Raw genomic sequence first — 15,132 nt, forward strand, 5'->3', positions numbered from 1 at the left:
AAAAAGTCAGTGAACGTATGTTTTGTGGGGGAGAAGTTATCCTTGTAGAAGGAATAATTGCAATGATCTTTAGATAAACGATATATTCTTGAAACATTGGCTTTTGATTAAAAACAGTATAAAAATTAATAACTGAATATACTTGTTCATAACTGCGAACGTTCTTCTGATTCATTGCGAGAAGAAGTTCGTAGTTTTTATTAAAAATTGTTTATTCATAAGGATTCATGTATAGAGGTAGTTTTTTTTGCAATAATGCAGTATAATACGGGGTTGAGGAGTACATTTCGTGCTCCTTCATTTTTTTCAGATGAGGAGACAAAATGTTTTCAAATTATAAACCAACATGGATGGTAGATGCCATCTACAAAATTACCCCTGCACAATTAAAAAATTTAGGGATTAAAGCTGTTTTAACAGACTTGGATAATACTTTGATTGCTTGGAATAATCCCGATGGAACCGAAGAATTGTTGAATTGGATTTTAGAAATGAGAAATGCCGGTATTCCTGTTGTCGTTGTTTCAAATAATAGTTCCCAACGTGTGGCACGAGCAGTTGAGAAATTTGAGTTAATGTATGTGGCTCGTGCTTTAAAGCCGTTAGCGCTAGGAATCAATCGGGCAAAGAAAAAATTAAGTCTTGCAGATAATGAATTAGTGATGATTGGTGATCAGATTATGACAGATATTCGTGGAGCAAATCGGGCAGGAATCAGAAGTATTTTAGTAAAACCTATTATTGAAACGGATAGCTGGAAAACGCGATTTAATCGTTTTTGGGAACGTAAAATTATGGCTTATTTATTAGCGCATCATTCAGATATGGGCTGGCGAGGTGGAATTGAATGAACGAAAAATTACAGTGTATCGGATGCGGAACAGTTATCCAAACAACAAATTCTAATGAATTAGGGTATACACCCAAAACAGTATTAGAAAAAGGATTAGAATCAGGCGAAGTTTATTGCCAACGCTGTTTTCGCTTAAGACATTACAATGAGATTCAAGATGTTTCTTTGTCAGACGATGATTTTCTTAGATTGCTAAATGAATTGGGACAAAAAGAAGCTTTGATTGTAAATGTCGTGGACATCTTTGATTTTAGCGGTTCATTGATTCCTAGCTTGCATCGTTTCGTTGGAAATAATCCCATACTATTAGTAGGCAATAAAGTAGATATTTTGCCGAAATCTTTGAAAAAAACTAAAATGGTTCAATGGATGAAAGAACGGGCGTATGAAGCTGGTTTGAGACCAATTGAAGTATTGTTGACAAGTGCAAAAAAAGCAAATGAAATGAAAATACTGCTGGAAAAGATCGAAGAGCATCGTAAAGGTCGTGATGTTTATATCGTTGGTGTGACAAATGTTGGAAAATCGACATTGATTAATCAGATCATTAAGAATACGGTGGGAATCAAAGAAGTCATTACGACTTCTCAATTTCCGGGAACAACTTTAGATAAAATTGAAATTCCTTTAGAGGATGGTCATTATTTAATTGATACTCCCGGAATCATTCATCGGCATCAAATGGCTCATTATTTAGGAAAAAAAGATTTAAGAATTATCACTCCAAGTAAAGAAATCAAACCAAAAGTTTACCAATTGAATGAGGGACAAACTCTTTTCTTAGGTGGTTTAGCAAGATTTGATTTTGTCAAGGGACACCGTAGTTCTTTTATTGCTTACGTTTCCAACGATATCCAGCTTCACCGAACAAAATTAGAAAAAGCAGATAACTTTTATAAAAAGCATAAAGGTGGTTTACTGCAACCACCTCGTTTAGATGAAATCAACATATTTCCAGAACTTGTTCGTTTTGAATTTTCGGTGAAAGAAAAAACGGACATCGTATTTGCCGGTTTGGGCTGGATTACTGTAACTAGACCCGCTGTGGTTTCTGGGTGGGCGCCAAAAGGTGTACATGTATTAAAACGAAAAGCATTGGTTTAAGGAAGAAGGAACAATATGAGTTTAAGAGGAAAACAAAAAAGATTTTTGCGAAGTCAAGCACACCATTTGCAGCCGATTTTTCAAATTGGTAAAGGCGGTATAAATGCTGCAATAATGGTGCAAATCGAAGAGGCATTAGAAAAACGCGAGTTACTTAAAGTCTCTTTGCTGCAAAATACCGATGAAATCCCTCAAGAAGTTGCTAAAGTTTTAGAAGAAACAATAAAATGTGAAGTCGTTCAAATTATCGGACGAGTACTTGTAGTATATAAATCTTCGTCAAAAGAAAAATATCAACGTCTCTCAAAAGAAGTAAAAGCAATTTAAGGAGTGATTAGGATGAAATCGCAAGCAAAAGTGTTTGTCGAACCTCAAATATTCACACAAGAGAAGCCACAAATCTTGGAAAAACGAAAACAAGTTGGTATTTTAGGTGGCACTTTCAATCCTATTCATCTTGCGCATTTAGTCATGGCAGAACAGGCAGGTAAAACTTTAGGCTTGGATGAGGTATACTTGATGCCGTCTTATCATCCGCCGCATGCAGATGAAAAAACAACAATTGACGCATCGCATCGCTTAAAGATGCTTGAACTTGCGATAGCAGATAATCCTTTTTTAAAAATAGAAACAATTGAGTTGTCTCGAAAAGGGAAAAGTTATACCTACGATACCATGAAGGAATTGATTCAACGCAATCCTCATACGGATTATTACTTTATTATCGGCGGAGATATGGTCGCTTATTTACCAAAATGGTATAAAATCGACGAATTAGTCACAATGGTTCATTTTGTTGGAATTCGTCGTGCGGGGTATCAAGCCGAGACACCTTATCCAGTTATTTGGGTAGACGTTCCAGCAATTGATATCAGTTCGACAAAGATACGGCAGAAAATACAGCAAGGCTGTTCGGTTCGGTATCTCGTTCCGGATAGAGTGATTGATTATATCCAGAAAGAAGGATTATATCAAAATGAATTATAGTGAAAAATATACGGCTTATTCCAGAGAATGTTTAATGCAAAAAGTTCAAATGAGAATGAGTGAGCGACGCTTTAAGCATGTTTTAGGGGTTGAAGAAACAGCAATTGCTCTTGCAGCAAAATATGGTGCTTCTATTGAAAAAGCCAGTATTGCTGCTTTAACACATGATTATGCTAAAGAACGTCCAGATGATGAATTTATATCAGTCATTGAACATGAAGAATATGATCCTGATTTACTTCATTATGGGAATGCTATTTGGCATGGGCTTGTAGGAGCTTCATTTGTGGAAAAAGAACTTGGCATTACAGATGAAGAAATTCTTCAGGCGATCCGAGTTCATACTACAGGAGCGGCACAAATGTCTTTATTAGATAAAATTATTTATGTAGCGGATTATATTGAGCCGGGGCGTTCATTTCCGGGGGTTCAAGATGCTCGGGAAATTGCCTTGCTTGATTTAGATGAAGCAGTGGCTTTTGAAACAAAACGAACATTGGTACATTTAGTTGAACAAGAGCAACAGATTTATCCAAAAACGATTGAAACATATAATTACTGGGTGGCTAAAAAATAAAGGCTACTCTTTAGGGGGAAATGACCATCAATAGCAAAGAACAATTACGAATTGCAGTAAAAGCAGCTGATTCAAAACGTGCGGAAGACATTCTCGCATTAGATGTAAGAAACGTCTCATTGTTAGCAGATTATTTCATGATTTGTTCTGCTAATAGTGAACGACAGCTAAACGCAATTACAGAAGAAATTATTGAAAAAGAAGAAGAAAACAATTATGAAGTAAAGAGAATTGAAGGAAAAGAAGGCGGAAAATGGGTTTTGATTGATTTAGGCGATCTTATTATTCATATTTTCCAAGCCTCTGAACGAAGCTTTTATAATTTAGAAAAATTATGGTCGGATGCTCCGCTTGTTAACTTAAATGGATGGTTCGATTAATATGGCGTATGAAACATTTGCTTTTGTCTACGATGAAGTAATGGATGAAACGTTGTACCAGAAATGGTTGGATTTTTCTAAGCGTCACTTACCGAGTGAAACTCATAATATTTTAGAATTAGCTTGTGGAACTGGGGCGTTAGCGGTAACTTTTGCTAAAGATGGCTATTGTGTGACAGGATTGGATCTTTCTGAGGAAATGTTGATGATCGCTAGTCAACGAGCTTTGAAAGAAGAAACTTCAATTCAGTTTGTTAAAGGAAATATGCTAGATTTATCTGAAACTGGTCAATACCAAGCCATTACTTGTTTTTCTGATTCTTTGTGTTATATGAAGAATGAACAAGAAGTACAACAAGTATTTGATGAAGTATATCAAGCTTTAGAAGATGAGGGGCGTTTTTTATTCGACGTTCACTCAATTTATCAAATAGATACTATCTTTCCCGAATATAGTTATCATTATCAAAATGAAAATTTTGCGTTTTTGTGGGACAGTTATTCAGGAAAAGAAAAGCATAGTATTGAACATTTTTTAACTTTTTTTGTGGAAGAAGAACACGGTAAATTTATTCGAGAAGATGAACTTCATAAAGAACAAACATATCCGTTAGATAATTATTTAAGAATGTTAGAAAATAGCGGTTTTTCTAAAGTAGAAGCTTTTGCTGATTTCACTGATGAACCGCCAAAAGAAGATTCTAAACGACTCTTTTTTGTTGCTTATAAGGAATAGAGAAGTCGTGAAATAAACACAGTTTATTTGAGTACAGAAAAAATTTCTTTATCTATGACGATCTTTGGGTTATTAACAAGATGGGTAACTTTACAGATTAAGTCTGAAAAATCAAAATAGTCTTTCAAGTTTTGATTTTTTCGGGCTTCATTTTTCAAATGAAAGGTGACGTAGTTCTTGCAGAGAAAAAGAAGTTTAATCCGTTTTTGGCGGAAACATTTCTTGAAGAAACAAATGACGGCTGTTTCGTGATTTTAATCAAACTTAGAAAAAGGGAGGAAAAGCGATGAACGTTTGCGGCATGATTGTTGAATATAATCCTTTTCATAATGGTCATCGCTACCATGTGACGACGGCTCGAAAACAAACGAACGCAAAGCTTGTGGTCGCAGTGATGAGTGGTAATTTCTTACAGCGTGGGGAACCGGCAATTTTGGATAAGTGGTCAAGAGCAAAAGCGGCGCTACATAATGGGGTAGACCTCGTGATAGAACTACCCGTAGAATGGTCGATTCAATCTGCAGACTACTTTGCTAAAGGAGCCGTTCGGCTATTGCAAATGCTCAATTGTACACATCTTTGCTTTGGTACAGAAGGAAATAGCACCTTTAATTACGAAGATTTTGGTACATTTGTTCAACAAAATCAAAAGAAAATCGATCAAGAATTTCATCGATTATCCGATGAGACGATGAATTTTCCACAAAAAATGACAAAAGTTTTCAATCTGCTTTATCCGCAAATGGCTCTTGATTTTTCTTCGCCTAATCATTTACTAGGATTAAGCTACGCAAAAGAAAATGCCAAGTATAAAAATTCCATGAAATTGGTACCGATTACTAGAAAAAATGCTGGTTATCACGATGAAAAATTGACTGTTCAGGGAATTGCTAGTGCAACAGCTATTCGAAAAGCATTAGCTAAGAGCCGTTCAGTAGATAATTTCGTACCAGCTGTGACGGCGAATAGTTTAAAAAATAGTACGCTTCAAACATGGGAAGCTTATTGGCCTTTTCTTCGTTATCAATTATTATCGGCTAATTTAGATAGTTTAAGAAAAATTTATCAAATGACCGAAGGCATTGAAGTCAGAATGAAAGCAGCCGCGAAAAAAGCTGCTTCATTTGATGAATTTGTCCAACTAGTTAAATCAAAAAGATATACTTGGGTTAGAATTCAACGTCTGGCCTGTTACGTGCTATTAAATATCTATCAAGAAGAATTAGAGCAACAACAAATGCAGAAATATATAAACATATTAGGATTTACTAAAGCAGGTCAAGCATTTTTGAAAGAAAAAAAAGACTTGCCTTTGTTTTCAAAAATTGGTAAAAAAGAGGCGAAAATGGCTCACCTGATGCTGCGCAGCGATCAAATTTATCAATTGGGCGGCCAACTGTCAGAACAAAATTTTGGCAGGAAACCTTATATTTATCAATAAAAAAGCAAGCGAAATCGGAAAAAATACTTCACAGAATCAACATTCACAAGTATAATGAAACAGGATGTTTTTGTGTTTAACTATCATTACCATTAAAAATAAATGATTAAATTAGAAAGCGAAGTGAGAATATGGGACGTAAATGGGCAAATATCGTAGCTAAAAAAACAGCAAAAGATGCTAATAATAGCCGAGTTTATGCAAAATTTGGGATTGAAATCTATGCAGCAGCAAAATCAGGTGATCCAGATCCACATGCGAATCAAAAATTACGTTTCGTCATTGAACGCGCTAAAACTTATAACGTACCTAAACATATTATTGATCGTGCGATTGAAAAAGCTAAAGGAACAGGAGACGAAACATACTCTGAACTACGCTATGAAGGTTTTGGACCAAATGGTTCAATGGTCATTGTGGATACCCTAACAAACAATGTTAATCGAACAGCTGCTGATGTACGTGCGGCTTTTGGAAAAAATGGTGGAAATATGGGGGTTTCTGGAGCTGTTTCTTATATGTTCGATAACACGGCGATTTTCGGTTTTGCTGGAGAAGATGCAGATGAAATTCTTGAATACTTAATGGAAAAAGATATTGACGTGCGTGACGTCATGCAAGAAGATGGTCAAATTATCGTTTATGGAGAAGTAGCTGATTTTCACAGTATCCAAGAAGCATTAAAAGAAAAAGGAATTACGGAATTTTCAATAGCCGAGATTCAAATGATCCCACAAAATGAAGTGACACTTTCATCAGAAGATCAAGAGACGTTTGAAAAAATGATTGATGCGTTAGAAGATTTAGAAGACGTTCAACATGTTTTCCATAATGTCGCTTTAGAAGATTAATTGAAAAAAGCAAAAGCAGGAGTTGTCTAAGAAGCTTCTGTTTTTGCTTTTTTTGTAGCAACAGTGCTTAAGTTCAAACAATAAGTTGTCAATAATAAATTTGACTCGTTAACTTGTTGTGTGGCCGGTTTATTTTTGAAGAAGATTGCTTCTCGACTTTTAAAGAGGCGGGGGTGATTTTGCTTCAAATTCGCCAATTGTTCTGATATTCAAATTTCAGTTTTTCGTAGGATTTATTTTTTATTATTTTTCCACCTGTGTTATTATTGAAGTAGACGTATTATTTGGAAAGAGTAATACATAGTCATGTGGGATGTAGGCGAGGGAAATTATGGAAACAAAAATTAGTTTAGAACCTTTTGAACGAATCTTAAGCGGTTACCAAAAGATTGAAGAATTAGCCGTAAATATCACCGACTGTTCAAAATTAGCTCAAAAATATGCACATTATGGTATAGAAGGTTATCGTTTAGGAAATTATGTAGGGTCGGGTTACCTCAATCGCTATCTAGAATGTATGGTGGATCGGGCGCCTATGCTGATTTATAAGAGAAATTATTTGATTCCTCTGCTTTTTCGACGTTCAGATTCAACATTTCGATTATTTGAAGAAAATTATCGAATGGAAGCTTTCTTTCGTTTATTAGAATGGAGCTTAAAACATCAACCAGCAAAAATTTTGATTGAAAAAAATGAAAAATATGATACAAAAAAAACGAAAGTGATTGATAGTGCTTATTTGGCTTTTCGTGTATCAGAAATTCTTGATAGTGGTGGGTACCCAATCAGTAATTTTCAATCGGTGGAACAATTTATTGAATGGAATCGTATTTATCGTTTAATTGATAATGGAGGAATTGGTCGTCATAGTAAAGTTTTTGATCCTGAATATCCTGAAAACATCGAGGAACTTCGGATGATCGTTTCTTTAGTAAAATTAAAATATCCAGCTACTGAATCATTTGTTTAAAAGGTTAGCTCAGATGGTAGAAAAAGATACAAGTTTTCTACCATCTGAGCTTAAGTGTTTTATAAGTCAATTTTCTTATAGAATGAAGAATCTAAAGAGTGCAGCAAGTGGCTGTCGTTTTCACAAGTAAGTAGAACTAATTTGTGCATGGCACGTGTACACATAGTATAAAGGATTAATTTATCTTGATCTGTAGAAAAATTGCCTGCTGTGATGTTCCACAAGAAAACTTGATCAAATTCTAATCCTTTTGCTAAAAAGGCAGGTAATAGAACAATTTGTTGTTTCATAAAATCTGTTTCATTTGTAATCAATTGTGTACATTTTTTTAAGTGTTCGGGGAATTGGCTATATAATTTTTCACATTCTGCTTGTGTTTTTCCAATAATAGCTGTACGCCAATAGCGAGTTTTTTCTTGTGTTGTATCTAACGTCTTACTGAGCCATGTTAATTTACTTTTTAAGGAATTTCCTTTGACGATCAAAGGAAGTTCACCTTTTCGAGCAGTAGTTTTGACTGGATTTTTCTGTGAGAGAAAATAATTGGCAAAATCAGTGATTTCTTTAGTCGAACGATAACTAGTTGTAAGCTGGAAGTGGGTGACTTCTTGGTCTTTAAAGAGCCAATCTAAAGAATTAATAATTGTTTCATTGCCAAAGACGTTTTGATTTAAATCGCCGCAAAAAGTCAAATTTGCGTTTGGATAAACGGCTTGTAAAAGAGCAACTTGTGCAGGAGAGAAGTCTTGCATTTCATCAACAAAAATATAACGCGCTTTTTGTTTAACGAAAACTGGATAAATTCGCCGCATCAATAAGAAAAAGAAAACGGCGTCTTTTTGACGAAGTTCTCGTTGACGCAGGTTTTTTTTTATTAAAGACAAATGATTTTTCCAAAAGGATGAGCTAATGTTATTTTCAGATAAAATCTTTGTTGGAACAGTTTGCAAAAAATGAAGGTATTGTTTTGTAAGATTAACAAATTGGTAGTTAAGAATTCCTTGATGGATTTGACGGAATCTTTTTTTCACAATTTGTTTTGCTAGTTTTTTACGTAAAGATTGTTCTTTTTGTTCTGTGTATTCAAGATTAGGATTTGCTGCATATAATTCTTGAAGCTGTTCTTCTACTTGTTCTTTGACCCAGTTTTGTCGTAGTTCGTCTTTTTGCAGTCCACCTAGTTTTTTTAATAATTTTGTTTGTAAAAGTGAGAGTCGTTGATGTAAAGGAAGTAATTTATTTGTTTCTTGGTACCATTTGCGAATGGATTCTTTTGATAAGACGATGTGTCCATTACTTTTCATTTCTTTAAATAAAGGACCAAAATCCGTAATCTTATCAATATAAGAATGAATGTGGTTGATCACTTGCAAACCACTTTTAAAAATGTGAATGGGGTCTTTTTCTCCAGATAAAAAACCAGTTTCTTGTTGTTGTTCTTCAAGTATAGTAAATTTGGGTAACAATTGTGCTAAGTAGCTTTTAAATGTTTGAGTAGGAACGCCGCTTTCTCCTAATGAAGGTAAAACTGTTGAAATATAATCAGAAAAAAGATGATTGGGTGAAAAGAGTAAGACGTTTTCAGCTTCTAGCCATTTTCGATTATGGTAAAGTAAAAAGGCTATACGCTGTAGCAAAGCAGAGGTTTTTCCGCTGCCGGCAATTCCTTCAATTAACATGACTTTGCTAGTTGTATCACGAATAATTGCATTTTGAGCTTTTTGGATTGTAGATACAATATTTTTCATATGGGCACTTGAGGCATCATCTAAAATTTCTAATAAAAAATCGTCATTAATTACTTCAGAAGTGTCAACCATAGAAATGATTTTTCCATCGAGGATTTTAAACTGACGTTTTAATAAAAGGTCGACTGTTATTTTTTGTGTGTCTGTTTCATAAAAGGCCGAACCAATTTCACCTTCGTAGTAAAGATTAGCAATGGGTGCACGCCAGTCAATAATAATAGTTTCTTCAGATAAATCTCTTAAAGAGGCGATTCCTAAATAAAGGGTTTCTTTTTCCATTTCTTCTTTAAAATCAATTCGTGCAAAATAAGGGTTATTCTTCATTACTGTTAATGTTTGCAGACGTTTTCGTTGGGAGTCAAGTGTGTGATATTTTAAGGATAGTTCTTGTTCATGTTGATGATATTCAACAACTGATTCATAAAAAGCCTCATTTGAACCACCTCTAATCTTATGATTAGCGGTGTCCTTAGTAGTTTTTTGCGTTGTTTGTGTGAGTTTTTTTTGTTTGGTAGCTAGCAGTTTTTGTTCTAGTTGGATCAAATGAATGGTTTCATCCACGTGTTGTTGTTCAAATTGTCTTTCGTTCATTACGTGTCGTACTCCTTCCGCCATAAATAACGAATCAAAAGTATAGCACATATTGTGAAAAAAAGGTATTGTTGTTTATTCATGAATTTTTACAATCAAAGAACAGTGAGAGTGATAGTTGTTTTCATTTAAGTGCAAATATTTTTTATTTTTGTTATGGGAAGGTATGCTTATTTTATAGGGGAGTGAACAAAAATGACACATTTTAAAAAATTTTTAATCACTATTATCATAGGAGCAACAGCATTAATCTGTGAGTTCATTTTTGACCAACCAATGTTTGCATTTATTATTATTGCAGCAACAGGAGGAACTTTAGCTGGCTTCATGTTTATTGAAATGGTTAAAACACTGCGCTCGGGTAAATATGGCGTAGATATTTTAGCGATTACTGCCATTATTGCCACATTGGCTGTTAAAGAATATTGGGCAAGTTTGATGATTTTAGTTATGTTAACAGGTGGAGATAGCTTGGAAGATTATGCGAATAAGAAAGCAAGCAAAGAATTGCAAAGCTTATTAGATAATACGCCTCGTATTGCACATAAATTAGAAAATAATCAACTTAAAGATATTGCAGTTGAGGACGTTGAAATTAATGACTTGCTTATTGTAAAACCGGGAGAACTAATTCCAGTAGATGGAAAAGTGTTTAAAGGGGAGTCGCAATTTGATGAATCGTCTTTAACAGGAGAGGCGAAACTTATTTTGAAAAAACCCGGCGATGTAGTGATGTCTGGTTCGATAAACGGGGATACGTCCATTCAAATGCTTGTCGAAAAAAAAGCTGTTGATAGTCAGTATCAGTTAATTATTAAACTAGTAGAAGAATCAAAAGAAAAACCGGCTCATTTTGTTCGGTTGGCTGATCGTTATGCTGTTCCATTCACACTTATTGCTTACTTAATTGGTGGAATTTCTTGGTGGGTTACCAAAGACCCTTTACGTTTTGCAGAAGTTCTTGTTGTGGCTTCGCCTTGTCCGTTAATTTTGGCGGCACCGATTGCTCTAGTGGCGGGTATGAATCGTTCAAGTAAAAATGGAATTGTCATAAAAACAGGTACGGCTCTTGAAAAATTGGCGCGAACAAAAACGGTGGCTTTTGATAAGACTGGCACAATTACGAAGGGAGTTCTTGAAGTCGTACAAATTTGTCCGACAAAGCAACAAACCGCGGAAACCTTATTGTGTTATGCTGCAAGTGCAGAACAAGAATCAAGTCATATTTTAGCTCGCTCGTTGTTAAATAAGGTTGACAAGGATAAATTGCTACCGGTGAATGAATTAAAAGAAGTCACTGGGCAAGGAATACAAGCACAAGTAAATGGACATGTAGTGAAAGTAGGAAGAGCTTCTTTTATTGGCACTGATGAGATTAAATCGTCAAAAACGGTGATTTATGTGGCTATTGATGGACAATTTTCAGGAACAATTTTGTTTTCTGATGCTCTTCGCTTAGAGGCAAAGGAAACGATTCAACAGTTGAAAGAGACGGGAGTTACTGACTTAATGATGATTACAGGAGATGGTCCAGCAATTGCTGAATCAATCGCCAATGAGGTGGGATTAACTTCTGTTCACGCTCGCTGTTTACCGCAAGATAAGCTTAGTATTCTTGAACGTATTCCTCAAAAGGCTCGTCCGGTTACAATGGTAGGAGATGGCGTCAATGATGCACCTGCTCTTGCTATTGCAGATGTTGGTATTGCAATGGGAGCTCATGGGTCAACTGCTGCTAGTGAAAGTGCAGATGCCGTGGTGTTGAAAGATGATTTGACAAAAGTTGCTGATGCAGTAGCTATTTCAAAAGATACAATGAAAGTTGCAAAACAATCAGTTTTAATTGGTATTTTTATTTGTATATTTTTAATGTTAATTGCAAGTACTGGTGTGATTCCTGCTTTATTTGGAGCGGTTCTTCAAGAAGTAGTTGATACGGTTTCAATTTTAAGTGCATTGCGAGCAAAAAGATAAGCAAACATTTGCCTCAAAAAGAAAATTTCTTGCTTCTTAATTCTTTTTGCGGTATGATCAAACGAATGAAAAGGTAAAAGGAGATAAAATTATGCCATTTGTACATGTAGAACTAATGGAAGGTCGAAGCCTTGAACAATTAGAAAATATGATGAAGGATATTACTGAAGCCGTTCATAAAAATACGCAAGCACCAAAGGAACATATCCATGTTATTATCAATGAAATGAAAAAAGGAACGTATGGGGTAAATGGTGAATGGAAAAAATAGCTTTTTTCCTACTTGATTTTTCTTATTATTAGTGGTTAAATAAACACATAGTTGATTGATGAGAAAGACAGCTGAATTTGAGAGTCTTCGATAAGAGAGGAAAAGCGAGGCTGAAACTTTTCTAGAAGAAAACCAAAGGAGGACCACTTTTGAAACCTTTGTTGAAACGAAGGCGGTCGAACCGTTACAACGCTTAAGGAACGTTTTTGACGTTTGAAATTAGGTGGAACCACGAATTTTTCGTCCTAGTATCTCTTTGTGAGGTGCTAGGATTTTTTTATTCATGTTCGCTCATTCAATCAAAAATCAAAAGGAGGAAATTCATTATGATAAAAATTACTTTTCCAGATGGCGCAGTTAAAGAATTTGTGGCGGGGATTACAACTGCTGAGATCGCTGAAAGTATTTCAAAAAGTTTAGCTAAAAAAGCTTTGGCTGGTAAAGTGAATGGCCAGCTAATTGATTTAAATCGTGGGATTCAAGAAGATGCAACAATTGAGATTGTTACATCAGATCACGAGGAAGCATTAGGGTTAGTGCGTCACTCTGCTGCACATCTAATGGCTCAAGCAATGAGGCGGTTGTATCCGACTATTCATTTTGGTGTAGGGCCTGCCATTGAATCAGGATTTTACTATGATACAGATAATGGAGAAAATCAAATTAGTGCAGAAGATTTGCCAGCAGTTGAAGCTGAAATGATGAAAATCGTTAAAGAAAATTTACCGATTGAGCGACGAGTGCTTTCTAAAAAAGAAGCATTAGAGATTTTTGCAAGTGATCCTTATAAAGTAGAATTGATTCGTGAATTGCCAGAATCTGAAGTGATTACAGCTTACCAACAAGGAGAATTCATTGATTTATGTCGTGGACCACATGTTCCTTCTACTGGACGAATTCAAGTTTTTAAATTGCTATCAGTAGCAGGTGCTTATTGGCGTGGAAATTCGAATAATCAAATGATGCAACGTGTTTACGGTACAGCGTTTTTTGATAAAAAAGAGTTGAAAGAATTTATCTGTTTGCGTGAAGAAGCAAGGGAAAGAGATCATCGCAAGTTAGGAAAAGAACTTGAACTGTTTATGGTTTCACCACAAGTTGGTTCAGGGTTACCATTTTGGTTACCAAAAGGGGCAACAATTCGTCGAACAATTGAACGCTATATCGTTGACAAAGAAATTAGTTTAGGTTATCAACATGTTTATACGCCGATTATGGGAGATGTCGAATTGTATAAAACTTCCGGTCATTGGGATCATTATCAAGAAGATATGTTTCCGCCTATGGATATGGGAGACGGTGAAATGCTTGTTCTTCGTCCCATGAACTGTCCACACCACATGATGGTTTATAAAAATGCTATCCGTTCTTACCGAGAATTACCTATTCGGATTGCTGAACTTGGCATGATGCACCGCTATGAAAAATCGGGAGCTTTATCTGGCTTGCAGCGAGTTCGTGAAATGACATTAAATGATGGTCATACTTTTGTACGACCGGATCAAATAAAAGATGAATTTAAGCGTACGCTTGAATTAATGGTGGCAGTATACGCTGACTTTAATATTACAGATTATCGTTTCCGTTTAAGTTATCGTGATCCTAATAACACAGATAAGTATTTCGATGATGATGCAATGTGGGAAAAAGCGCAAGTGATGTTAAAAGCTGCGATGGATGAATTAAACCTTGATTACTTTGAAGCAGAAGGCGAGGCAGCATTTTACGGTCCAAAACTAGATGTACAAGTCAAAACGGCTCTTGGAGCAGAAGAGACGTTGTCAACCATCCAATTAGACTTTTTGTTACCGGAACGTTTTGATCTAACTTACGTTGGAGAAGATGGAGAAAACAACCACCGACCGGTTGTTATACATCGCGGAATTGTTTCAACGATGGAACGTTTTGTGGCTTACTTAACAGAAGTTTATAAAGGCGCTTTTCCAACTTGGTTAGCACCGGTTCAAGTAACGATTATTCCAGTTTCTGTGGATGCTCATAGCGACTATGCTTATGAAATCAAAGAACGTTTGCAAATGAAAGGATTGCGTGTTGAAGTAGATGATCGCAATGAAAAAATGGGCTATAAAATTCGTGCTTCTCAAACACAAAAAATTCCTTACCAATTAGTTGTTGGAGATAAAGAGGTAGCGGATGCTACTGTCAATATTCGTCGGTATGGTAGTAAAGAAACAACTATAGAAGATTTAAATATTTTTGTGGATGCTATTGTTTCAGAAGTACAAAATTATAGTCGCTAAGGTTGATTTTTTACCAAAGAATCATTAGCCGAGAAATCTTTTAAAAAGAAAACTAGTCTAATTTTGATGTGTAAGATCAATTTCAGGCTAGTTTTTTCTTGTGTTTACCTAAATTATGAAGTGCAGTCTCTCTTTTATTTAACGGCAATAGTTGTCCCAACTAAAGTCATTAAGTGAGATAACTATATATCTAAATAAGTATGTATTGTTTTTATAAAGTTGTTTTTTTATTGAAATAAAAAAGGTTTTCCACAGGTAAAATAACTATCGTTGTGTTTCACAATTTAAAAGGAGGAAAACAAATAGAAAATTTTATTTTTCTTGCTTTAATGTTCTTCTTATTTGTGTCACAATTTAGTGATGTGAAACAAAAATTTATTTTGACATT

The 15,132-nt window shown here is 35.2% G+C and carries 14 protein-coding genes; 13 read left to right on the forward strand and 1 reads right to left on the reverse strand.

Annotated elements, in window-relative coordinates:
• The first annotated feature begins 323 nt into the window (after positions 1–323).
• From RV14_RS06760 to RV14_RS06805, 10 genes are all read left to right on the forward strand, one after another.
• Complete coding sequence (locus RV14_RS06760; protein ID WP_071855533.1) at positions 324–851, forward strand: YqeG family HAD IIIA-type phosphatase; 528 nt, start codon at positions 324–326, stop codon at positions 849–851.
• Positions 848–1,957, forward strand: coding sequence for a ribosome biogenesis GTPase YqeH (gene yqeH / locus RV14_RS06765; RefSeq protein WP_071855534.1), 1,110 nt, complete (start codon positions 848–850; stop codon positions 1,955–1,957). The genes RV14_RS06760 and yqeH overlap by 4 nt, the downstream gene beginning before the upstream one ends.
• Before the next feature lie 15 nt (positions 1,958–1,972).
• Positions 1,973–2,284: a ribosome assembly RNA-binding protein YhbY gene (yhbY, locus tag RV14_RS06770; RefSeq protein WP_071855535.1), complete on the forward strand. Its 312-nt coding sequence runs from the start codon at positions 1,973–1,975 to the stop codon at positions 2,282–2,284.
• 12 nt (positions 2,285–2,296) lie between these two features.
• Entirely contained in the window at positions 2,297–2,944 is a 648-nt protein-coding gene (locus tag RV14_RS06775; protein WP_071855536.1) for a nicotinate-nucleotide adenylyltransferase, read from the forward strand.
• Positions 2,934–3,521 carry a bis(5'-nucleosyl)-tetraphosphatase (symmetrical) YqeK gene (yqeK, locus tag RV14_RS06780; RefSeq protein ID WP_071855537.1) on the forward strand — a complete coding sequence of 196 codons (588 nt, stop codon included), beginning with the start codon at positions 2,934–2,936 and terminating at the stop codon, positions 3,519–3,521. The genes RV14_RS06775 and yqeK overlap by 11 nt, the downstream gene beginning before the upstream one ends.
• 20 nt (positions 3,522–3,541) lie before the next feature.
• Positions 3,542–3,901: a ribosome silencing factor gene (gene rsfS, locus RV14_RS06785; RefSeq protein ID WP_071855538.1), complete on the forward strand. Its 360-nt coding sequence runs from the start codon at positions 3,542–3,544 to the stop codon at positions 3,899–3,901.
• Position 3,902: 1 nt separating this feature from the next.
• The gene (locus tag RV14_RS06790; RefSeq protein ID WP_071855539.1) at positions 3,903–4,637 is read left to right on the forward strand and encodes a class I SAM-dependent DNA methyltransferase; all 735 of its coding nucleotides are present in this window, start codon (positions 3,903–3,905) and stop codon (positions 4,635–4,637) included.
• 286 nt (positions 4,638–4,923) lie between these two features.
• The gene (locus RV14_RS06795) at positions 4,924–6,078 is read left to right on the forward strand and encodes a nucleotidyltransferase (RefSeq protein ID WP_071855540.1); all 1,155 of its coding nucleotides are present in this window, start codon (positions 4,924–4,926) and stop codon (positions 6,076–6,078) included.
• Between the two features lie 131 nt (positions 6,079–6,209).
• Positions 6,210–6,929: a YebC/PmpR family DNA-binding transcriptional regulator gene (locus tag RV14_RS06800; protein WP_071855541.1), complete on the forward strand. Its 720-nt coding sequence runs from the start codon at positions 6,210–6,212 to the stop codon at positions 6,927–6,929.
• A 331-nt stretch (positions 6,930–7,260) separates the two neighbouring features.
• Positions 7,261–7,899, forward strand: coding sequence for a hypothetical protein (locus tag RV14_RS06805; protein WP_071855542.1), 639 nt, complete (start codon positions 7,261–7,263; stop codon positions 7,897–7,899).
• Positions 7,900–7,958: 59 nt separating this feature from the next.
• Here RV14_RS06805 and helD read toward each other — a convergent pair whose 3' ends face one another.
• The gene (helD, locus tag RV14_RS06810; protein ID WP_071855543.1) at positions 7,959–10,238 is read right to left on the reverse strand and encodes an RNA polymerase recycling motor HelD; all 2,280 of its coding nucleotides are present in this window, start codon (positions 10,236–10,238) and stop codon (positions 7,959–7,961) included.
• A 195-nt stretch (positions 10,239–10,433) separates the two neighbouring features.
• On the opposite strand from helD, the gene RV14_RS06815 reads away from it, so the two are divergent.
• From RV14_RS06815 to thrS, 3 genes are all read left to right on the forward strand, one after another.
• Positions 10,434–12,212, forward strand: coding sequence for a heavy metal translocating P-type ATPase (locus RV14_RS06815; protein WP_071855544.1), 1,779 nt, complete (start codon positions 10,434–10,436; stop codon positions 12,210–12,212).
• 91 nt (positions 12,213–12,303) lie between these two features.
• Positions 12,304–12,483, forward strand: coding sequence for a 2-hydroxymuconate tautomerase (locus RV14_RS06820; RefSeq protein WP_071855545.1), 180 nt, complete (start codon positions 12,304–12,306; stop codon positions 12,481–12,483).
• Positions 12,484–12,809: 326 nt separating this feature from the next.
• Positions 12,810–14,744: a threonine--tRNA ligase gene (gene thrS, locus RV14_RS06830; protein WP_071855547.1), complete on the forward strand. Its 1,935-nt coding sequence runs from the start codon at positions 12,810–12,812 to the stop codon at positions 14,742–14,744.
• Positions 14,745–15,132 lie beyond the last annotated feature (388 nt).

Source organism: Enterococcus ratti (genome assembly GCF_001886195.1).
Classification (GTDB): Bacteria; Bacillota; Bacilli; order Lactobacillales; family Enterococcaceae; genus Enterococcus_B; species Enterococcus_B ratti.